The sequence below is a fragment of the Xanthomonas sontii genome, from assembly GCF_040529055.1.
Classification (GTDB): Bacteria; Pseudomonadota; Gammaproteobacteria; order Xanthomonadales; family Xanthomonadaceae; genus Xanthomonas_A; species Xanthomonas_A sontii.
Map to the genome: position 1 here is coordinate 1379057 of NZ_CP132342.1, position 21992 is coordinate 1401048.

Annotated in this window: 19 protein-coding genes; 15 read left to right on the forward strand and 4 right to left on the reverse strand. The window is 69.4% G+C overall.

The window, feature by feature from the left end:
• Window positions 1-173: 173 nt before the first annotated feature.
• Both RAB70_RS05940 and RAB70_RS05945 read right to left on the reverse strand, forming a co-directional pair.
• Complete coding sequence (locus tag RAB70_RS05940; RefSeq protein ID WP_148829177.1) at window positions 174-1277, reverse strand: dipeptide epimerase; 1104 nt, start codon at window positions 1275-1277, stop codon at window positions 174-176.
• Complete coding sequence (locus RAB70_RS05945; RefSeq protein WP_148829176.1) at window positions 1274-2668, reverse strand: SH3 domain-containing protein; 1395 nt, start codon at window positions 2666-2668, stop codon at window positions 1274-1276. Before RAB70_RS05945 ends, RAB70_RS05940 begins: the two co-directional genes overlap by 4 nt.
• 342 nt (window positions 2669-3010) lie before the next feature.
• On the opposite strand from RAB70_RS05945, the gene RAB70_RS05950 reads away from it, so the two are divergent.
• The 15 genes from RAB70_RS05950 (at window position 3011) to RAB70_RS06020 (ending at window position 19731) form a co-directional block, all read left to right on the forward strand.
• On the forward strand, window positions 3011-5797 hold the full coding sequence (locus tag RAB70_RS05950) for a TonB-dependent siderophore receptor (RefSeq protein WP_225851656.1): 2787 nt from the start codon (window positions 3011-3013) through the stop codon (window positions 5795-5797).
• An 87-nt stretch (window positions 5798-5884) separates the two neighbouring features.
• Window positions 5885-6685, forward strand: a complete 801-nt coding sequence (locus RAB70_RS05955) for an N-acetylmuramoyl-L-alanine amidase (protein WP_148829174.1) — start codon at window positions 5885-5887, stop codon at window positions 6683-6685.
• Between the two features lie 113 nt (window positions 6686-6798).
• Window positions 6799-7728, forward strand: coding sequence for a hypothetical protein (locus RAB70_RS05960; protein ID WP_148829173.1), 930 nt, complete (start codon window positions 6799-6801; stop codon window positions 7726-7728).
• A 383-nt stretch (window positions 7729-8111) separates the two neighbouring features.
• Window positions 8112-8894: a hypothetical protein gene (locus RAB70_RS05965; RefSeq protein ID WP_148829172.1), complete on the forward strand. Its 783-nt coding sequence runs from the start codon at window positions 8112-8114 to the stop codon at window positions 8892-8894.
• A gap of 154 nt (window positions 8895-9048) precedes the next feature.
• On the forward strand, window positions 9049-10956 hold the full coding sequence (locus tag RAB70_RS05970; RefSeq protein ID WP_148829171.1) for a peptidoglycan-binding protein: 1908 nt from the start codon (window positions 9049-9051) through the stop codon (window positions 10954-10956).
• Window positions 10957-11424: 468 nt separating this feature from the next.
• On the forward strand, window positions 11425-11730 hold the full coding sequence (locus tag RAB70_RS05975) for a lysozyme inhibitor LprI family protein (protein WP_017910734.1): 306 nt from the start codon (window positions 11425-11427) through the stop codon (window positions 11728-11730).
• A 65-nt stretch (window positions 11731-11795) separates the two neighbouring features.
• Window positions 11796-13160 (forward strand): peptidoglycan-binding protein, encoded by a 1365-nt coding sequence (locus RAB70_RS05980; RefSeq protein WP_148829170.1) that lies wholly within the window; start codon window positions 11796-11798, stop codon window positions 13158-13160.
• A gap of 196 nt (window positions 13161-13356) precedes the next feature.
• Window positions 13357-14046, forward strand: a complete 690-nt coding sequence (locus tag RAB70_RS05985) for a M15 family metallopeptidase (RefSeq protein ID WP_148829169.1) — start codon at window positions 13357-13359, stop codon at window positions 14044-14046.
• A 29-nt stretch (window positions 14047-14075) separates the two neighbouring features.
• Entirely contained in the window at window positions 14076-14273 is a 198-nt protein-coding gene (locus tag RAB70_RS05990; RefSeq protein ID WP_010340161.1) for a CPXCG motif-containing cysteine-rich protein, read from the forward strand.
• A 79-nt stretch (window positions 14274-14352) separates the two neighbouring features.
• A complete protein-coding gene (locus RAB70_RS05995) occupies window positions 14353-14742 on the forward strand; it encodes a hypothetical protein (RefSeq protein ID WP_017910737.1) in 390 nt (129 codons plus the stop codon).
• A gap of 226 nt (window positions 14743-14968) precedes the next feature.
• Complete coding sequence (locus RAB70_RS06000; RefSeq protein WP_017910738.1) at window positions 14969-15346, forward strand: hypothetical protein; 378 nt, start codon at window positions 14969-14971, stop codon at window positions 15344-15346.
• A gap of 201 nt (window positions 15347-15547) precedes the next feature.
• Entirely contained in the window at window positions 15548-16306 is a 759-nt protein-coding gene (locus tag RAB70_RS06005; RefSeq protein ID WP_148829168.1) for an HAD family hydrolase, read from the forward strand.
• A gap of 160 nt (window positions 16307-16466) precedes the next feature.
• Entirely contained in the window at window positions 16467-17057 is a 591-nt protein-coding gene (locus tag RAB70_RS06010) for a hypothetical protein (RefSeq protein ID WP_225851655.1), read from the forward strand.
• A gap of 384 nt (window positions 17058-17441) precedes the next feature.
• The gene (locus tag RAB70_RS06015) at window positions 17442-18803 is read left to right on the forward strand and encodes a VOC family protein (protein WP_148829542.1); all 1362 of its coding nucleotides are present in this window, start codon (window positions 17442-17444) and stop codon (window positions 18801-18803) included.
• A 265-nt stretch (window positions 18804-19068) separates the two neighbouring features.
• Window positions 19069-19731 (forward strand): NYN domain-containing protein, encoded by a 663-nt coding sequence (locus RAB70_RS06020; protein ID WP_170268075.1) that lies wholly within the window; start codon window positions 19069-19071, stop codon window positions 19729-19731.
• A gap of 87 nt (window positions 19732-19818) precedes the next feature.
• Here RAB70_RS06020 and RAB70_RS06025 read toward each other — a convergent pair whose 3' ends face one another.
• Together RAB70_RS06025 and RAB70_RS06030 are read right to left on the reverse strand one after the other, a co-directional pair.
• Window positions 19819-21189 carry a M17 family metallopeptidase gene (locus RAB70_RS06025; RefSeq protein WP_148829544.1) on the reverse strand — a complete coding sequence of 457 codons (1371 nt, stop codon included), beginning with the start codon at window positions 21187-21189 and terminating at the stop codon, window positions 19819-19821.
• 49 nt (window positions 21190-21238) lie between these two features.
• Window positions 21239-21955, reverse strand: a complete 717-nt coding sequence (locus tag RAB70_RS06030; protein ID WP_148829545.1) for an HAD family hydrolase — start codon at window positions 21953-21955, stop codon at window positions 21239-21241.
• Between the last annotated feature and the right edge of the window lie 37 nt (window positions 21956-21992).

A 21992-nucleotide genomic window follows, 5' to 3' on the forward strand; every position in this document is an offset into this window, starting at 1 on the left:
GATGCGTCGGGACTGAAGTCCCTCCCACAGTGCACTCGATGGGTTCCCCGCGAGCCCCTGTGGGAGCGACTTCGGTCGCGACGAGTGAAGCCATCCAATGACCGATTGCGACAGCAGTCGGGAATGATGCCCCTCCCACGATTGCTAGAGCCAGCCAGCCATGCGCGGCGCCATTACACCGACCGCGGCAACAGCTCCAACCCCTGGATCTCGCGAATCCCCAGTCCCGGCGCATCGCCAATCCGGATCTGCGCCTCGTCGAACTGCACCCCGCCGACCACCGGATCGAATGCCCCCAGCGACGGGCCGTCCAGGTCGACCTTGGTGATGACGTCCGCGCGCGCCACCGCCAGGTGCGCCGCCGCGGCCACGCCGATGCTCGATTCGAGCATGCAGCCGATCATGCACGGCACCCCGTACACCGCCGCGATATCGGCGATGCGCAGCGCGTTGGACAGGCCGCCGGCCTTGATCAGCTTGACGTTGACGATGTCCGCCGCGCGCCGCTGCAGCAACGCGATCGCCTGCGCCGGCGAGAACACGCTTTCGTCGGCCATCACCGGGGTCTGCACGCGCTCGGTCACGTACTGCAGGCCGTCCACGTCGCCGGCCTTGACCGGCTGCTCCAGCAGTTCCAGCGTGACCCCGGCATGTTCCAGCGCGTGCATCGCCTGCACCGCCTGCTTCGGCGTCCAGCCCTGGTTGGCGTCCAGCCGCAGTTGCGCGCGATCGCCGACCGCGGCGTGGATCGCCTTGACCCGCGCGATGTCCTCGGCGAGATCGGTGCCGATCTTGATCTTCAGCGCCACGAAGCCGCGCGCCAGCGCCGACAGCGCGTCGGCCACCATCGTGTCCACGGCATTCACGCTGATGGTCAGGTCGGTGGTCAGGTGCGGCGTGCCGCCGCCGAGCAGGCGGTACAGCGGTGCGCCGTGCTGCTGCGCCCACAGGTCGTGCACGGCGATCTCCATCGCCGCCTTGGCGCTGCTGTTGTGTTCCAGCGCGCCCTGGATCAGGCCGCGCAGGCGCTGCAGGTCGGCGATGTCCTCGCCGATCAGGCGCGGTGCCAGGCAGCGCTCGATCGCCGCGATGATCGCTCCATGGGTGTCGCCGGTGATCGGCGGCGTGGCCGGGGCGCTGCCATGGCCGATCCGGCCATCGTCGGTGTGGACCATGACCACCACGTCCTCGATCGCCTGCACGGTGCGCAGCGCGGTCTTGAACGGGGTCTTCAGCGGCACGCGCAGCATGCCCAGGCGGATCTCGGTGATCTTCATTCGGCGGTAGGCGCGCGCAGGCGCTGGATGCGGGTGATGCGGTCGATGAACGGCGTGCCGTCGCCTAGCAGCAGCGGTTCCAGTGGCGTCACCGACACGCCGTTGAGGCGCACGCGCTGCAGCTGGCCGGCGGCGTCGCGGTAGCTGGCGCCGGCCACGTCGTGGATCACCCAGGTCTGGCCATCCTCATGGCCGATCACCAGCATCACGTGGCCGGGGATATAGACCAGGTCGCCGACGCGCAGTTGCGCCAATGCCTGCCGCCGCTGCGGCAGCGGGTCGCTGGCGGTGTAGGGCACCGACATCAGTGCGGGGCTGCGCGCCTGGTCGCCGGTGTTGCGCGGCAACTCGATGCCGAGGCTGCGATGCAGGTCGACGACGAAGCCGCTGCAGTCGCGCGCGTCGTAACTGTTGCCCCAGCCGTAGCGTTCGCCGAGGAACTTGAACGCCTGCTGCAGCAGCATCTGCGGCGTGGCCGGCAGCGGCGCCTCGGCGACGTCGGCGCTGCGCGGTATCAGCGCCGGCACCAGTTGCAGGCGTCCGTCGCGGTCGCGCAGCGGTAGCTGCACCACGTAGGCGGCCAGCGGCGACTGGCCGTTGACCACGTTCTGCGGCGGCCAGTCGCGCAGCAACGGCAGCGCGCTGCCCATGTCCAGGGCCACCTGCGAGGCCGCCGGCAGGTCCGGGGTGAACACGGTGGCCGCGCGTGCGCCGGTGACCAGCAGTCGCGGTGTGCGCTGCGCGTACGCCAGCACGCTGGCGCGGTCGCTCTCGGCCACGCGGTTGCGGGCGATCCAGGCAGCGTAGTTGTTCGACAGCACGAACAGCCACTGCCCATCGGCACTGGCATGCAGGATCGCCACTGCAGTGCCCGGATAGAGCGCCGATTCCTGGAAGCGGTCGATGTCGCGATCGTCGCGGTCGCTGAACACGCGCTCGGCGGTCGGGAAGCGCCGCAGGTCGGCGCGTTGCACCACCAGCGCGTAACGCGGCTGCACCTGCGCAGGCAGCGCGTCCAGCGCCAGCGCGCGCTGCAGCGCCTGCAATCGCGCGGCGTCCAGTACGCCGCCCTGGCTGTCGTACAGCGTGCGCGTCGGCGGCGCCGACAGCGCCAGGATCTGCGCGCGCACCTGCGCGGCGGGCAGTTGCGTCGGCAGCGCAGCCAGGTCGTGCATCGACGCATCGTCACGCAGCAGTCGGGCGTTGAACGCGGCGCGCTGCGTCGCCTCCAGCAGCGGCGGCGACGCCGCCGGCAGCCGGGCGGTCCAGTGCGCGGCCTGCAACTGCGCCGGTTGTGCCTGCAGCGGCATGGGCTCGGTGGCGCGTGCCGTGGCGATGGCGCCGCTCGCCGCCGCGGCGAGCAACAGGCACAGGCCGCGCATCGTGATCATGGGAACCCACTGTTTGGAAAGAAGGTCGGCGGATGTCACGCGCCGACGCCAGGATCTTCGATTCCCGGTTTTTTCCTGTCAAGGCGCTGCGTTGACAGGTTTTGCGAGCGCGTGTTACACCCGGCTGCACAGGGGAAGCGTGGCGATGGCGCTGGGGAACGTGCAGGCACCGCACGGCAGCGCCGCGTCCGCTCGGCAAGATGCAGGAACCCGCAACACGATGGCCGCGTGCCGCGCACGCGCTATCGCCGTGTGCGTGGACGCCAGGGACAGGCGCTCGGCCGTGGCCGCGCCCGCGGCGTTCGCGCCATCCACCCGCGCCAGCAGGAGAGCCGCGTGCCCATGCGAATCGTTCGTCGTCCTTCTCCCTTGCGGTCCGTGCGCGTGGCGCTGGCGTCGCTGACGACGCTGGTCGCGGCCTTGCCGGCCGCGGCGCAGGAACAGGCGGCGACGCCGCGCGATCTCGATGCGGTGCTGGTCACCGGCTCGCGCATCGCCCGCGCGCAGGTGGAAGGCCCGGCGCCGGTCACCGTCATCACCGCCGAGGACATCCGCAAGCAGGGCTTCGCCACGGTGTGGGAATCGCTGGGCACGCTGACCCAGTTCAGCGGTAGCACCTTCAACGAGAGCGACCAGACCGGCAGTTCGCCCAACGGCCAGTACCTCAACCTGCGCGGGCTGGGGCCGGGCTACCAGCTGATCCTGCTCAACGGCAAGCGCATGGCCGATTATCCGCAGTCCTACGGCGCCAACGGCACCGCGGTCAGCCTGGGCAGCATTCCGGCGGCGGCGGTGGAGCGCATCGAAGTGATGAGCGGCGGCGCCTCGGCCATCTACGGCTCCGACGCGGTCGCCGGCGTGGTCAACATCATCACCAAGCGCGATTTCCAGGGCGACAGTCTGCGCGTGCGTGCCGGCACCACCACCCGCGGCGGCGGCGATAGCGGGCAACTGCAGTGGACCGGCGGGCGCCGCGGCGACGGCTGGAGCGTCACCTACGCCTTCGAGCGGCTGGATCGCGAACCCATCGTCGCCCGCCAGCGCGACTTCATGGATTCCTACGACGACCATCCCGCCAACAAGGCCGACCCCAGCTCGCCCAACGTGTCCATCTCCGGCGTGTATCTGCGCCGCGGCACCACCTATCTGTGGCCGCAGGCGGGCACGCTGTCGACCTCGCCGCAGGCGCTGGCCGCGGCCTGCGCCGCCACCAATCCGGCATTCCGGCCCTACCGCACCAGCGACAGCCTGCCCGCAGCCAACCGCTGCGGCGCGTTCGACTACTACGCCGGGCGCTCGGTGCAGAACGGCTACGGCAAGACCTCGGCCTACCTGGCCGGCGATGCCGAACTCGGCCACGACGTGGTCGCCTATGCGCAACTGCTGGCCAACCGCGCGCAGGACAAGAGTTCCAGCCAGACTCACTACTACATCGGCGAAGGCGCGTTCACCGCCTACGATCCGGACCTGGGGCTGGTCACCGCGCAGCGCATCTTCCTGCCGGACGAGGTCGGCGGCATCAAGACCATCGACTACGACGAGCGCAGCTGGAACCTCAACGCCGGCGTGCGCGGCAAGGCCTTCGATGGGCGCTTCGACTGGGATGCCAGCGTGTCGCTGTCGCGCTACGACATCACCACGCGGCGCCCGCGCTTCCTGACCAACGCGGTGCGCGATTACTACTTCGGGCCGGTGCTGGGCTATCGGCCGGACGGCACCGAAATCCGCCGCGTGCGCCCGGACCGGTTGTTCGCGCCCGGCAGCCCGGCGTTGTACCAGCAGCTCACCACCGAGGTGGTCAGCCGCGGCGAATCGGCCACCGACCAGGCCCAGTTCGTGGTCAGCGGCGACCTGTTCGAGTTGCCGGCGGGCATGGTGCAGATCGCCACCGTGCTGGAAGCGGCGCGGCAGACCTACGACCTGCAGCCCGATCCGCGCACCACCGTCGACTACACCGGCAGCGAGCGCATCTACAACCTTACCCAGACGCCCGGCGGCGGTCCGCGCAAGCGCTACGCCGCCGGCCTGGAACTGCGCGTGCCGATCGCCAGCCGGCTCAGCGCCACCCTGGCCGCGCGCTACGACGCCTACGACGACATCACCGCGGTCGATGGCGCGGCGACCTGGCAGGCCGGTCTGGAGTGGCGTCCGTTCGACACCCTGCTGCTGCGCGGCAGCCACGCCACCAGCTTCCGCGCGCCTGACCTGCTGTGGATCTACGCCGGCACCAGCGCCAACAATCCCACCGTGGTCGACGAATACCTGTGCCGCCGCGACGGTCTGGATCCGTTGTCGGCGGCCTGCGCGAGCGCACACGAGTATCAGACCTTCTCCACCCAGGCCTCCAATCCGCTGCTGCGCGAGGAGACCGGCAAGTCGACCACGCTCGGCGCGGTGTGGGATGCGCTGCCGACGCTGTCGCTGAGCCTGGATTACTACCGCATCGAACTCAAGGGCCGGGTCGAGGCCATCTCCAGCGAAACACTGCTGGAGAACAACGCCAACTGCCTGCTCGGCCGCGACCGCGCCGGCGCCGCGGTGGACACCGCCTCGGCGGCCTGCCGCTTCTACCTGGACGCGGTCACACGCAGCCCCGGCACCGACCTGACCAGCGAGGGCCAGATCACCGCGTTCAAGACCTTCCCCATCAACCAGTCGCTGATGCGCACCGACGGCATCGATGCCAGCCTGCGCTACGACCTCGACCTCGGCGCCTGGGGCACGCTCGGCCTGCAGGGCGGCCTGACCCGGGTGCTGCGGATGGAGGTGGCGCAGTTCGCCGGCGCGCGCCCGGTGGACGTGATGAACGACGTCGACTACCTGGCGTTCCGCACGCGCAGCAACTGGCGTGCGAACTGGAGCCGCGGCGACTGGTCGGCCAGCGTGTACGGCTACCGCTACGGCTCGCGGCCCGACTACGCCGAGCGCGGCCGCGTGGCGCCCTACCTGGTGTGGAACCTCGACCTCGCCAAGCAGATCACCGACAAGGCCACCGTCGGCCTGAGCGTACTCAACGTGTTCGACGCGCTGCACCCGCGCGACGACACCTACACCACCTGGCCGTACTTCCCGCGGGTGTACAGCGCGATCGGGCGGCAGTGGTACGTCAACTTCAACTACCGCTTCTGAGTGCGCGGCGGTGAGCGCCGACGTGCGCCTGCACGCCACCGCCGCACCGATTGCGTACGCTTGTGCGTCCCCGACCAGGAAGTGTCCATGACCCGCGCTCCCGTGCCGTCCCTGTCCGCCGTGCGCCGGCTGTTGCTGCTGGCCACGCTCGCGTTGCTGGGGGCCTGCGCGCACGCGCCGCAGCGCAATCCGCTGGCCACCTGGGTGCCGTCGCCGAACTACGACGCGCGCCGGCCGATCCTGATCGTCATCCACTACACCGACCAGCACTCGGTGCAGCAGAGCCTGGACACGCTGCGCTCGCACAACAGCAAGGGCAAGGTCAGCGCGCACTACCTGATCGGCCGCGACGGCGCGCGCTACCAACTGGTCGCCGACCAGGACCGCGCCTGGCACGGCGGCGCCGGGCGCTGGGGTACCATCACCGACATCAACTCCGCCTCGATCGGCATCGAACTGGACAACGACGGCAAGACCCCGTTCGCGCAGGAACAGATCGACAGCCTGCTGGTGCTGCTCGAGGACCTGTGCACGCGCCTGCGCATCCCGCGCACCCAGGTGGTCGGCCACGAGGACTTCGCGCCCTCGCGCAAGGTCGACCCGGGCCCGCTGTTCCCGTGGAAGCGACTGGCCGACGCCGGCTTCGGCCGCTGGCCGGCCGCCGATACACCGCCGGCGCCCCCCGGCTTCGATCCGTGGCAGGCGCTGGCGCTGATCGGCTACCCGGTCGACGACCGGGCGGCGACCCTGCGCGCCTTCCACCACCACTACCGCGGCAACGACGCCAGCGCCTTCGACGCCGAAGACCTGCGCATCCTGTACGCGCTGACCCAGCCGCTGCTGGCGCGCCCGCAGCCGGTGCCGGCGATGGAGCCGGACGCGCCCTGAGCCGGGGCGCTGCGGCCTGGGCGCCGGTCCCGGCGGCGTGCACGCCTGTCACTTGGCGTCGCCGCGGTTCTTGGTAGCATCGCGCGCCAACGGACTCCAAAGGACGCAGTGCGATGAGGCGAGGAACCACGGCCATGTGGGCGGCAACCTTCCTGCTGTTGGGCGGGTGCAAGGACAAGGCCGCCGATGCGCCGGCCGCGACGCAGACCCCGGCGACGACGAGCGCGCCTGCATCCGCCGCGCCCGCAGACGCGAGCGCCGCGGCGCAGCCGGCCGCCGCCGAGGTGCCGGCGCCGGGCCAGGTGCTGGCCGACATCTACGGCGCCAAGGGCGACGGCTCGGCGTCCTATGCCATCGACAACGGTGCGGTGGCCAGCTTCTGGTACGGCTACCGCTTCGACCTCGGCGGCAAGCAGTACTACACCGGGTTCGCCAACGCGACAGGCGGCAAGTACGCCAAGCCCGGGGACCAGGGCGGCGACCAGGACCTGCCCGACCCGGCCGCGACCGTCAGCATCAGCCAGGCCACCTACGTGCTCGACAGCGCCGGCGGCAAGCCGGCCTGGACCCTGTTCCACGCGCAGCGCTGGGCCGGCGACTTCGGCTCCGACGGCAAGGCCGACACGCTGGACGAACAGCGCAAGCCGCAGAGCACCACCACCAAGGACGGACACCTGCTGCTGGCGCTGCCGACCACCCGTTTCGCCGACGGCATCACCAGTGCCGGCTTTGCGGTGTTCACCTTCGACCCGAACAAGAACGATCTTGGCGACTACAAGGGCTGGGTCTACCTGGGCACGGTCGCCGCCGGCGAGGACAACAGTGCCGCGTGCGACGACCAGGGCAACATGAAGTGCGCCACCAGCACCGGCACGCTGAGCTTCTTGCCGCCGGCCAGCGGCAATGTGCCGTCGCTGCGGATCGCCCTGCAGGGCACGGCGGTGGAAGGGCCGGGCAAGGTGCGCACGCTGGGCCCGGCCGATACCGTCACCTACACCTACGACCCCGCCAAGCAGCACTACACCCCGCCGCTGGACCGCTGAACGGACGGCGCGCGGATGTGACGCGGCGCGCGCGGCAGCGGTGGTTTCGGGCGCGGGACCTGGTTTAAGATGCGCCCCACGGGGCCTGATGATCAGGCGAGTCATTCGCGAGCGGCATGGGATGCTGCACTCGCCCGAAATGCCGGCGTGGATTGCCGGCGTGCGGTTCGCCATGCGCGACCGCCATCACCGCCCCTGCTCGGGGCCGGCGTGCACGTCACCTTGTTCCGTCCGAAGCTGCGCCTGCGGGGAGTGTGCTCTCCGCGCAGCGCGCCGCGTCCGCGTCGTGCGCCGCCTGCGTCACGCCGGCCGCGGTAGCGGGCGCATCGGGATGTGCAGGTGGGTTCTTCCGGCTTCTTCACCGAATACAGGATGTTCTGGACATGTCGAACGACAACAAGCGCGCCGCTCCCGAAGTGCCACCCGATGCGGGCAGCGTGCTGTACCTGATCTACGGCTGGGACGGCGATGGCGCCGTGTCCTACGAGATCGACAACGGTGCCGTGGTGAATTTCTGGGGCGGCCGGCATTTCGAGCTGGACGGCAAGCAGTACTACACCGGTTTCAGCTACGCCACGCCGGGCCGGTACGGCATCGACGATGCGGAAACCTTCCCGAACCCCGGCGAGGGCGTCTCGCTCGGTGCCGCCACCTTCCAGCTGACCACCCCGGGCGGCGAGCGGCCGTGGATGGTGCTGCATGCGCAGCGTTACGTCGGCAGCTTCGGCGCCTACGCGCGCGCCGATGCGTTCGATACCACCCGCGCGCCGCAGCAGCATGCGCTGGGCGATGGCCGGTTGCTGCTGGCCGTGCCGACCACCCGCTTCGAAAACGGCATCACCGAAGCCGGTTTCGCCATGTTCGTGTTCGATCCGAACCGGCACGACCTCGGCGATTACCGTAGCTGGGTCTACTGCGGCACGGTGGCGGCCGGCGAGGACAACGAGGCGGCCAGCCACCCGGACGGCGTGGTGCCGCACGTGTCCAGCACCGGCGCTCTGGAATTCCAGGCGGTGCCCGGCCAGCACATGCCGGCGCTGCGGGTGGCGCTGCACGGCACCGCGATCGCCGGTCCCGGCCGCGCGCGCTTGCTCGATGGCAGCGACGTCCTGCAGTACGCCTACGACCCGGACAGCGGCCAGTATCAGCCGACGCCCGTCGCATGACTCCACGGCGCGCGGCGGCGCGCCGGTGACGCAGCACCCGATGTTCCGCAGTACGCAATCGTTCTGTTGACCGCGCACTAACAAGCTCATGGACGAGCTCGGTTGACCCAGGCGGCCGCGATGGCCGTACCTCAACCTCAAGGAGTTACACGAGATGGCACGCGATACCAGCAAGGCAGAGAATCTCGACATCATCGAGCGGGAAGCCAGGCAGCGGCAGATTCCGGTCGACGATTTCATGCGTTTCGCCTACATCGAAACCGGCGGCCGCTTCGACGAGCAGGCCAGCCGCGGTCCCAACAGCGCCAAGGGCCTGTTCCAGTTCACGCCCGGCGCCGCCAGCGCCTACGGCATCCGCGGTCGCGAGCTCGACGCGGTGGCCAACACCGATGCCGCCGCGCGCATGTACCAGGACAACCGCAACAGCCTGACCCGCCAGCACGAGCGCGACGGCCGCGCCTACCTGTCCGGCAAGGCGCAGCCCGACGGCCTGGACATGTACATGGCGCACCAGCAGGGCGCCGGCGGCTATCGCTCGATCCAGGCCGCGATCGCCACCGGCCACTTCGAGCTGAAGGGCACCCGCGCCAACATCCTCAACAACGTCCCCGGCGAAAAGGATGCGCAGGGCGCGCGCCAGTTCCAGGCCTACACCGGCACCTCGCTGGCCGACTTCAAGAAGCTGTCCGATCAGGACATGGCCAAGGCCTTCGTGAAGTACTGGGACGCCAAGTACGACCACATCGCGATCCCGGAAAAGGGCATCAAGCCGCTCGCCGAGGGTCAGGCCGCCCAGGCGCCCGCGCGCACGCCGGCACCGGCCGGCGGCAAGCAGGGCGGCCACGACGGCATCGCGCTGACCGCCGCCTACGACCTGGGCGTCAAGCACGACGACGTCAAGTACGCGATCAACGTCAAGAGCAGCAAGTACTACCACCCCGGCGTGGACGGCAAGCATCTGTCGCAGGGCTACATCGACTGTTCCGGCTGGGTCACCGAGCTGCAGAACGCGACGATGAACGAGATCAACCGCAAGGCCGGCCGCGACGTGTTCGCCCAGAAGGACATGCTGGTGCAGGGCATGTCCGGCTCCGGCGAGATCGTCAAGAAGGCCTTCGACAACTCCGGCGTGCTGCTGCAGGGCAAGGACGTGTTCAAGCCCGGCGCGTTGAAGGAAGGCATGGTCATCGGCGTGGATTCGGGCAAGACCGCGCACGAGCACTGGAAGGGCATCGACCACATCATGATGGTCGTGCGCGATCCCAAGAGCGGCGAACTGCTGGTCAGCCAGTCCACCGGTAGCAAGGGCGTCAACACCATGCCGCTGGACGACTACCTGGCCACGCATCAGAACGCCAAGCTGTTCGCCTCCGATCCGCTGGCCAAGGGCCGCGACCTGCTGCAGGACCGCCAGCAGACCCAGGCGCGGACGCAGGGCGCGCAGGAGCCGCGCACGGCGCTGAAGCCGGGCGAGCAGGGCGCCGACGTCAAGGCGATGCAGCAGCGCCTGATCGAACTGGGCGTCAAGGACGACCAGGGCAAGCTGCTCAGCGGCACCGGCTACTACGGCGATCGCACCAAGGAAGTGGTCGCCAACCTGCAACGCGAGAAGGGCCTGGCGCCAACCGGCATCGCCGACAAGGCCACCCTGGAGGCGATCGCCAAGCAGCCGGCGCAGGCCAAGGCGGAGGCTGCGGCGCTGGCCGACAACCCGCTGTACAAGCAGGCCATGGACCACCTGCAGAAGCAGGGACCCAACGGCGGCTTCAAGAGCGCCGAAGAGATGCAGCGCGCCGCCGGCCAGGTCGCGTTCGAGGCCAAGGTCAGCGGCATGAACCGCATCGACGACCTGGTGCTCAGCGGCGACCACCGCGGCCTGATCGCCGTGCAGCGCAATCCCGACAACCCGCACGACGTCAATCGTGCCTACGTGGACAGGCAGCAGGCCGCGGCGGTGCCGCTGGAGCGCAGCCAGCAGCAGCTGGCCGCCGAAACCCAGCGGCAGGCGCAAGAGCAGCAGCAGCCGGATCCGCAGCGCGAGAAGACCCAGGCGCCGCGCTGATCGGTCTCGCGGCAACGGCCGCCGTCGCGCGTTGCGCGGCGGTGGGCGTGCGTGGCGATGTCGAGCGCTGCGCAAGACCGCCGTGCATGCGCCGGCGCGACATTGCCCAACGCCGGCCAAACACGATCGCCTGCCATCGCGGCGTGCGATGGACAGTGTGCACGACGATCGATTAGAACCTCGCCTTCCCGCTTGCGCAAACGACAAGGACGCATTCCGACCATGGCCATCGCCAAGGCGTTCCAACGCTCTTCCCTGCTGCTGTTGTGCGTGGCCACCGCCGCGTGCAGCGCGCCGTCTTCCACACCCGGCCAGACGCAGGCACCGGCCGCTCCGGCGGCAGACGCTGCGGCCGCCGCGTCCCCTGCTGCCGCGCACGATGCCGGTACCCAGGGCGATGCGGGCGCGGCCACACCGGTTGCATCGGCTGCGGCGACCGCCCCTTCCACCGCTTCAGGAGATTCCCCCGTGCTGCGACCGTCCTACGACACCTGCATCACCGCCGCCGGTGGCGCGACCCCGGCGATGCTGGACTGCATTTCCGACGAACACGCCTACCAGGACCAGCGCCTCAACACCGCCTACAAGGCGGCGATGGCCAAACTGAGCGAGGCCGAGCAGCACGCGCTGCGCGAGCGGCAGCGCAAGTGGATCGCCGAGCGCGACGAGAAGTGCGTCGCCGATCCGGACGGCGGCCAGGCCGAGCGCGTGGATGCGGCCGAATGCCGGCTGGAAATGACCGCGCACCGCGCCGACGAACTCGAAGCGCACTGACCACCCCTGTATCGAACCCGACGCGCGGCGCTTTCCACGCCGCGCGTCCTGCCAAGGAGAACGCGATGAGCGACAAGGATTGGGAACTGGGCCAGACCTCCAAACACTACGAGACCGGCGGCCGCGGCGCGTCGACCGTGTCCTCCGGCGTCGACGACCCGGGCGGCGTGTCCTACGGCTCGTACCAGATGACCTCGCAGACGACGACCCGTGAGGGCAAGGTCATCAACGGCGGCACCGTCGCCGCGTTCGTCAAGGACAGCAAGTACAGCGACGACTTCGCCGGCCTCAAGCCGGGTTCCGCCGAGTTCAGCGCCAAGTGGAAGGAACTGGCCAAGACCGACCCCGGCTTCGGCCAGGAACAGCACGACTACATCAAGCGCACCCACTTCGACAAACTGGTCGACCGGCTCAAGGACAAGGGCATGGACCTGTCCGACCGCGGCCCGGCGGTGCAGGACGCGATGTGGAGCACCGCGGTCCAGTACGGTCCGGGCAGCGACAAGAAGCCGGGCGGGTCCGGCGTGTTCCTGCGCGCCATGGAAGAGAAGTTCGGCAAGCAGGCGGATCTGTCCAAGATTTCCGACAAGGAGATCGTCAGCGCGGTGCAGGACTACAAGGCCGAGCACGTCAAGGAGCTGTTCCCGCGCGTGCACAAGCAGAAGACCCTGGACTCGCTGGAGAACCGCGCCGAGAACGAGAAGGCCGACCTGCTCAAGCTGGCCGACCTCGGCAAGACCGTGGCCAAGCCCGGCGAGCAGCGCGACGGGCACACCGCGCCGAAGCCGCACGACGGCCATCGCGAGCCGGCCGCGCACAACGGCGTGCTGGCGCGCAATGCGCAGGGCGAGGCGGTGAAGGGCCTGCAGGAGAAACTGGCCACGCTCGGCTACCTGGAGGCCAAGGATGCGATCGGCACCTACGGCCCGAAGACCGAAGCGGCGGTGGAGAAGTTCCAGCAGGACCAGCACCTGAAGGGCGTGGATGGCAAGGCCGGCCCGGAGACGCTGGGCGCGATCGACCGCAGCGTGCAGCGGCAGCAGGGCGTGGAGCAACTGCGGCGCGACAGTCCGCTGTTCGACCAGGCGGTCGCGCAGCTGGAAAAGCAGGGGCGCAACGGTGGCTACGGCGACCGCGAGTCCATGCAGCGTGCGGCCGGGCAGTTGGCGTTCGAGGCCAAGGTCAGCGGCATGTCGCGCATCGACGACCTGGTCGCCAGCACCGATGGCCGCGGCATGATCGCGGTGCAGCGCAATCCGGAGAACGCGCACGACGTGCATCGCGCGTATGTCGACCGTCAGCAGGCGGCGACCGTGCCGCTGGAGCAGAGCCAGCAGCAACTGGCGGCCGAGACCCAGCGCCAGGCGCAGGAGCGGCAGGTGCAGGACCAGCAGCGCACCCAGACCCAGGCGCAAGCCCCCGGGCCCTGAGTCGCGCCGCGCAGGGCGGTCATCGGCACGCGCCGGTGGCTGCCCTGCCTTGCGCAGTTCGCATCGCGCGTCGTGGCAGGCGCGCGGCAGGACAGCGGCCGCGGCCATGGCCTATGCTGCACACATGTCGCATGACCGCTTCTGCCGCCACCTTTCTCCGTCGCGCCCCGGGCGCCGGGCTGGCGCACTGCGCGCAGTGGGCCTGACGCTCGCGTTCGCCGTCGTGCCTGCTACGTTCGCGGTGGAACCGACCACCTCGCCGGCGACCACGCCGGAACAGGCGGGACTGGTCGACGTGCACACCCTGGCGCCGGACATCGCGATGGAGATCCGCTACGCCGGCCACGACAACTTCACCGGTCGCCCGGTGCCCGGCTACGACGCACCCAAGTGCTATCTGCTGGCGCCGGCCGCGAAGGCCTTGGCGCAGGTGCAACGCGACCTGCAGGCCAAGGGCTACCGCCTGCAGGTGTTCGACTGCTATCGGCCGCAGCGCTCGGTCCGCGCCTTCGTCGCCTGGGCGCGCGATCCGCAGGATCAGGTCGCCAAGGCGCGCTACTACCCCAAGCTCGACAAGGGCGTGCTGCTCGGCGACTACATCGCCGAACACTCCGGCCACAGCCGTGGCGCCACCGTCGATCTGGGTCTGCTGGACTGCCGCCAGGGCGCTTGCCGCGCAGTGGACATGGGCACCGGCTTCGACTTCTTCGACCCCAGCGCGCACACCGACACGCCGGCCATCGACGCCACCCAGCGTGCGCATCGCCAGCAGCTCCTGAAGGCGATGGCCGCGCGCGGCTTCGTCAACTATCCGATGGAATGGTGGCACTACACCTTCCAGCCCGAGCCCAGCCCCGGCGTCGCCTTCGACGTGCCGGTGCGCTAGCGCCTCCTCGCCTTCGCCACGGACCACCCATGACCGGCACGCACCAGTTCGTCGACCTGCAATGCCCTTACTGCGGCGAATGGATCGACGTCGCCCTGGATCCGTCGGTGGACGTGCAGCAGTACGTGGAGGACTGCCAGGTGTGCTGCAAGCCGATGCTGATGACGGTGCGCTGGGACGAGGACGGCGCGCCGGTGGTGAGCGCGATCGCCGAAAACGCCAGTTGATCCGCGCGCCGGCGCGGTGCCTCGTACGCCGATGCGCGACACGCTCTAGACTTGCGGCCTTGCCGACCGAGGACACCCGATGAACCTGCCGCTGCATTTCGGCCTGCTGGGCTCGCTGGAAGCCGGGCTGATCGCCTTGGCGGTCGGCTTCCTGGTGTATGCGTTATGGCAGTGGTTGGGCCGGCGGCTGGGCTGGTCCGAGGGTCAGCAGCTGGGCGGCGCCTGCCTGATCGCGGTGGCGGTGGCGGCCGGTATCGACTGCTGGAACCTGTTCTACACCAGCATCGTGCGCCTGGAGTCGCCGCTGTACGCGCGCATCGCCCTGGCCAGCATCCACGATCCGGACGAACTGGGCTCGCGGGTGGTGTTGGAAGTGGCCGGCGCCCTCTCCGGCGTGGCCCTGGCGTGGGTCGTATTCAGGGCGCGTTCAAGCGAAAACGCCGGCGACGGCGGTCACGAAACACGCTGAAACAGACGTTTTCTTTCTGCAATCCGAACGTCTTGAATGGTCGCCTTACCACGTGCTCACCGATCCCTAACCAGCGCGGTAACGTGCTGCGCGCACGCCGTGGTTAACGAAGCGTTTTGCGGCGAATTTCGACAGGGAATGGATTCAGTCTGAGACCGGCACGGTAGCGCCGTGTTCCGGAATCGACCGGACATGCCACACCGAGAGAGCCAAGGAGAATCCACCCATGAACATTCGCACCCGCACCCCGCTGATCGGTACCGCCGCCCTTCTCGCCGCCGCGCTGGCCCTGCCGGCGTTCGCCCAGGACGCGCAGGCCGATGCCGCCGCGCAGGCGCAGACGCAGTCGTCCACCAGCGCCACCGGCCAGAGCGGGCAGGCCGGCGCGGCCTCCGGCGGCGCCCAGACTTGGGCCGACGTGGACGCCGACAAGGACGGCGCGATCAGCAAGCAGGAGGCGCAGGTCAACGCCGGCCTAAGCCAGATCTTCGCGCAGGCCGACGCCAACCACGACGGCAAGCTGACCCCGGACGAGTACAAGGCCTACGTCGCCAAGCAGCAGGGCGGCGCGGCGACCGGCAGCGACAGCAACGGCGGCCAGTAACGGGAGCGGTACCGGAAGGGCGGTCGCGCGGCGATGAGGACGCGCGCCGCCTGACCGTGGCCGACCCTGGTGCACCACGAGTCTCGTGGTGCACGCTGACGCTTCACCACGACGGCGGCCTTGGGCCGCCGTCGTGCGTTGTGCGTCAGGGCAGTGCCTGTCGTCTATCGGTCGGCGACCCGCTGCTATGCTTGGCGGATGATGCCGACACCTACCGCCTTGCGTTCCTCTCCCATCGCCCTGGTCGGCTTCGACGGCGACGACACCCTATGGAAGAGCGAGGACTATTACCGCGACGCCGAGGCCGCGTTCGAAGCCATCCTCGGCCAGTACCTGGACCTGCATGATGCCGGCACCCTGCAGCATCTGCTGGCGGTGGAGCGTCGCAATCTCAAGGTCTTCGGGTATGGCGTGAAGGGCATGACCCTGTCGATGATCGAGGCGGCGATCGAGCTGACAGAGGCGCGCATTTCCGCGCACGACATCGGGCGCATCGTCGAGATCGGCCGCGCCACCCTGCAGCATCCGGTGGAGGTGATCGCCGGCGTGCGCGAGGCGGTGGCGGCGATCGCCGCCGAGTTCGAGATCGTGCTGATCACCAAGGGCGACCTGTTCCATCAGGAAGCCAAGATCGCGCAGTCCGGCCTGGGCGAGCTGTTCCCGCGCATCGAGGTGGTGTCGGAGAAGGATCCCAAGACCTACGCCAAGGTGCTGTCCGAGTTCGGTATCGGCGCCGAGCGCTTCGTGATGATCGGCAACTCGCTGCGCTCGGACGTGGAGCCGGTGATCGCGCTCGGCGGCTGGGGCATCCATACGCCGTACACCACCACCTGGGCGCACGAGGCCGAGCACGGGCTGTCGGCCGACGAACCGCGCCTGCGCGAAGTGGCCGCGGCCGCGGACTGGCCGCAGGCGGTGGCCGATCTCAACCGGCATGCAGCGAGCCTGCAGCGGGGCTGAGCCGCTGCCGCGTCAGGCGGCGTGGTGTACCGGCCTCTGGCCTTGTCGCGCAGGAGGGGTTTCAGCCGCGACACCGCTGAGCCTGCGCTATGCGTACCCGCCGGCTGTCGTCTTGCCTTGCAGCACTGACAGCGCCCACTGCCTCCGGCAGAATCGACGCATGCCTCCGCTTCCGTCTCCTGCCGGTCTGTTCCTGTGCGCTGCCCTGTTGGCTGCCGGCCCGGCCATGGCGCAGGGGGCGGCGGCGCCCGCGCGCGCCCCTGTCTCAGAGGGCGGGGATGCGGCACCGGTCGAGGTGCCCGGCACCGACGATGCCTGGATCGATCGGCAGTTGCTGGACATCGACCGCTACGCCGCGCGCTACCCCGACAGTTTCCTCGACGAGGTCGTGCGCTACGCGCAGATGCCGCGTGGCTATGCCGAGGTGCTTCTGCGCGATCGGCGCTGGCCGCCGCGCGATGTCTATGTCGCCGCGTTCCTGGCCAAGGCCGCGGGACGGCCTTACCGCGAGGTGGTGCGCGCCCGCACCGCGGCCGGCGTCCCTGCCGGCTGGGCAGTTGTGGCGAGCGACATGGACGCGCCGCCCGGCTCGCTGGCCTACCGCGCGCTGCGCCATGCCATCGTCGCCAGCTACGACCACTGGGATCGGCCGATCGTGCTGGACGCGCTGCTGCGCCGGCAACTGGGCGACCGCGCCGCACGCGATCGCGCTGCGGCGCAGCCCCAGGACGGGTCCACGCGCACGCAATAAGCGTGGGAAGCACAACGACATGGCTGCCTGCACGTTCGCCCATGTCGTTGCGCGAACCTCCCGTTGCCTGCACGGCACGCAGGCGACGTTATGCATCCACTTCAGCGCGCACGAGCCCCTCTCCCCCCGGGAGAGGGGTTGGGGTGAGGGTCGGGGCGCGCAGCGCCCCAGGCAGTTTGGGTGCACGAGGCTGCGCCCGGACCCTCATCCGCCCCTGCGGGGCACCTTCTCCCGGTGGGAGAAGGAGACAGCGGTGCCGGCCACTCCCGTGCCGCACCGGTACGCGCCGCCCATTCATCCACACTGGCCGCGCCGCCGCCGCGGCGCGAGAATAGGCGTTCTGCCGGTCCTGCTGCCGGCGCCACCGCCGCTCCGGACCGCCCGATGACCAACGCCTTCGTTTCGCCCGACGCTATCCGCAGCCTGTTCGCGCAGGCCATGTCCGACATGTACCGCACCGAGGTGCCGTTGTACGGCACGCTGATGGAGCTGGTGGCGCAGGTCAATGCGCAGACCCTGGCCGCGGACCCGGCACTGGAGGCGCAGCTGCAGCGCAACGACGAACGCGCGCGCCTGGATCAGGAGCGGCACGGCGCGATCCGCGTCGGCACCGCCGAGGAACTGGCCACGCTGCGCCGCCTGTTCGCGGTGATGGGCATGGCGCCGGTCGGCTATTACGACCTGTCGGTGGCCGGCGTGCCGGTGCACTCCACCGCGTTCCGCCCGCTGGATGCCGCGGCGCTGGCGCGCAATCCGTTCCGCGTGTTCACCTCGCTGCTGCGGCTGGAGCTGATCGAAGACCCGGCGCTGCGCGAGCAGGCGGCGCAGATCCTCGCCAAGCGGCGCATCTTCACCGACGGCGCGCTCGCGTTGATCGCGCAGTGCGAACGCGACGGCGGCCTGGCCGACGCCGACGCGCAGCGCTTCGTCGCCGAGGCGCTGGAAACCTTCCGCTGGCACAGCGACGCGACCGTGAGCCTGCCGACCTACCGCGCGCTGAGCGAGGCGCACAAGTTGATCGCCGACGTGGTCAGCTTCCATGGCCCGCACATCAACCACCTGACCCCGCGCACCCTGGACATCGACGCGGCGCAGGCGGAAATGCTGCGCCGGGGCATCGATGCCAAGGCGGTGATCGAAGGCCCGCCGCGTCGCGCCTGCCCGATCCTGCTGCGCCAGACCAGCTTCAAGGCGCTGGAGGAAACCGTGCGCTTCCCCGCCGGCGCGGACGGCGCCGAGGCCGGCACCCACACCGCGCGGTTCGGCGAGATCGAACAGCGCGGCCTGGCCCTGACGCCGAAGGGCCGCGCGCTGTACGACGCGCTGCTGGAACGCGCACGCGCAGCGGACGGTAGCGCCGGTGCCGATTACGCCACGCGCCTGCAGGCCGCCTTCGCTGACTTCCCCGACGACTACGCCACTCTGCGTCGCGAGGGCCTGGGCTATTTCCGCTACGCCCTCACCGATGCCGGTCGCGCCGCCGGCGCCGCGGCCCTGGCCGGGAAGCCAGCCGAAGCGCTGATCGCCGATGGCCTGGTCAGCGCCGACCCGATCGTCTACGAGGATTTCCTGCCGGTCAGCGCCGCCGGCATCTTCCAGTCCAACCTCGGCGGCGGCGAACAGCGCGCCTACGCCGCGCACGCCAACCGCGCCGCGTTCGAGCAGGCGCTGGGCGCGACGGTGCACGACGAGTTCGCCATCTACGCCGGTATCGAGCGCGATTCGCTGGAGGCGTTGGCGGGTTGACAGCTGTGTTCCTGTTGTCAACGGCGGTAAGACAAGGACGATGTCCGACGTCGTGGCTACTTGTCTCTGGATGTCCGAGGTTTGGTTGCACCACCAATGATGTCGCCTGATTTGAAACTGCCGGCGTCACTGGTAAGGGTTTCACTTGACGGTACCGTCGATTGGTATCAGTATTTGAACCGAAAACCGGCCGTTTGCAGGTGACATATAAGCGGGGCTTGCCCCCCACCTGCATCCGGCCATCTTATTGCCTAGGGAGATGGGCATGCATCGGCGCTTTGCCGTCCTGCTGGATGCGGGATTCGTCAAAAGAAAATTGAAGTCGAGCGGTGAAGTTTCCGCCAACCGCATACAGCAACTTGTAGAGGCAATTCGCAAGCACGAATGCCTTCAGGATTGCCTTCTGCATCGCGTCTACTACTACGACGCTTCGCCACTTGGAAGATCGGTTGAGCAGCCTGTCACTGGCGAGGTCATCGAGTACGACAAGACGCCTGTGTTCCAATCCAACGTGGCCTTGGTGAGGGATGTTGCCAAGCTTCCCCATTTTGCGCTTCGTCAGGGCGAATGCAGCCACGATGGTTGGATGGCAAAGTTCAAGTCGCTGAAGAGCGCGGGGAACTACGATGCCGGGTCTGACACGTTGAAGCTGAAAAGCTCGGACCTGAAACCGGTCATCAAGCAAAAAGGCGTGGACATGCGTATCGGCATGGATATCGCTGCCTTGACTCTAAAAAAGCATGTGGAAGTCATCGTACTTGTCACGGCAGACAGTGACTTCATTCCTGGAATGAAGTTTGCGCGTCGGGAAGGCGCGCAACTCTATTTGTTCAGTCTCGGCCATGGAACAAAAGAGGATGTGGTCGAGAACGCAGATCTTATGATTGTGTCGACAGCTAAATCTCTGATGGACGCGCTGGCGGCATGACCGGTTCCGCGCCTTGGAATTCGAAACGAATGGCGCGAGGTGCTGTGCTCGACAATATCTAGGTCGCGCGCCGCGCTCCTGCCGGATTTACCCCGCGTAACGCGCCTTCAGCATGGCATACGCCGAACGCAGCGCCAGCGCTTCGCCACCCGCCGGGCGGCCGGGGCGGTCGCTGTCGTTCCAGGCGTACACGTCCAGGTGCGCCCAGGCCTGCCGCGCCGGCACGAAGCGCTCCAGGTACAGGGCGGCGGTGACTGCACCGGCCATGCGCGAGCCGGCGTTGGCCAGGTCGGCGACCGAGCTGGTGAGATAGCGCAGGTAAGGACGCCACAGCGGCATGCGCCAGACCGGGTCGCGGGTGCGCTCGCCGGCGGCGATCCAGGCCTGCGCCAGCGTGTCGTCGTTGCAGAACAGTGCCGGCAGATCCGGACCCAGGGCGATGCGCGCCGCGCCGGTCAGCGTGGCGAAATCCAGGATCGCATCGGGGCGCTGCTCGCCGGCGTAGGCCAGCGCATCGCACAGCACCAGGCGGCCTTCGGCGTCGGTGTTGTCGATCTCCACGCTGGTGCCCTGACGGGTGGCGATCACCTCGCCCGGGCGAAACGCATTCGGGCCGACGGCGTTTTCCACCGCCGGCAGCAGCACGGTCAGCCGCAGCGGCAGACGCTGCGCCATCACCAGTCCGGCCAGCGCCAGCGCGTGTGCGGCGCCGCCCATGTCCTTCTTCATGTTGCGCATGCCGTCGGCCGGCTTCAGGTCCAGGCCGCCGGTGTCGAAGCACACGCCCTTGCCGACCAGCGCCACGTGCGGATGCGCCTCTTCGCCCCAGCGCAGCACCAGCAGGCGCGGCGCGCGGTGCGAGGCGCGGCCGACCGCGTGGATCGCCGGGAAGTTCTGCTCCAGCAGCGCGTCGCCGACGATGCTCTCGAACTGCGCGCCGTGTTCCTGCGCGATCGCGCGTGCGGCCTCTTCCAGTTGCTCCGGCCCCATGTGCTCGGTCGGCGTGTTGACCCAGTCGCGCACGCGCAGGCTGGCCGCGATCAGGTCGCACACTTCGGCCTGCGGCGTGGCCAGCAACTGTGCCGGCAGCCGCGGCGGTTGCTTGTAGCGGGCGAAGCGGTAGCTGCCCAGGCCCCAGCCCAGGTGCAGGGTCGCCAGCGTGTCGGCGTCCAGCGCGCTGTCCACGCGCCAGGTGCTGCCGGCCGGCAGCGCGAACGGCGCATGCGCGTAGGCATATGCATCGCCGCGATCGCCAACGCCCAGCACCGCGGCGGCCACGCCGTCGGCGCCCGGCAGCAGCAGCACGCTGCCCGGCGCGGCCATGAACTGCTGGGTGTCCATCCACGCCACCCAGGCCGGCGATTGCGCCGCGCGCCATTCGGCCAGGTGCTCGCGGTCGAGCACGTACAGCGGCAGCGCATGGGTGGAGGCGTCGGTGAAGCCGGTCGGCAGGGACATCAGCGGATCCTTGGAAGAGGGAGAAGACCGGTAGGCGAGAGGGCGCGGATCAGACGCGCGCCGCGTCGGCCGGCTGGGTCGCGTCCAGCCAGTCGGCCAGGCCGGTGAGGGTGTCGAAGTGCAGATCGGGCGGGGTCGGCGGATGCCAGGCCTGCGCCTCGCGGTTGATCCAGCAACCGCGCAGGCCGGCCTGCATCGCACCGACCACGTCGATCTCGATATGGTCGCCCACGTGCAGCACCTGTGCGCAGGGCAGGCCCAGGCGCGCGCAGGCGGCGCGGAAGATGCCTGGGTCCGGCTTGGCCGCACCGTGTTCGCGGGCACTGAGCTGGAAGGCGAAATGGTGGTCCAGGCCGATCGTGGCCAGGTCGGCGTTGCCGTTGCTCAGCGCCACCACCGGCACGCGCGCGGCGATGCGCTCCAGCGCGGCGATGCTGTCCGGGTAGCACTCCACCTGATTGCGCGCGGCATGGAACACCGCATACGCAGGTTCCAGCAACGCTTCATCGGCGCCGCTATCCTGCAGCGCACGGCGCAGGGTCAGCCGACGCAGTTCGCTGAGGTCGTGGTGCAGGTGCGGATGCGCGGCGAACACTTCTTCGCGCAACTGCCGCATCGCCGCGACCGGGAAGCGCGCGGCGGTGGCCGGGCTGTGCTGCAGCAGCCAGTCGTGCAGCACCTGCTCGATGCGCGCGCCGATCGGTGCGAACGGCCACAGGGTGTCGTCCAGATCCAGCGTGATCGCGCGGACGGGGAAGGAGGGCATGGAAGTCACCGGCGCATTTTACGCCAAGCGCCGAGGC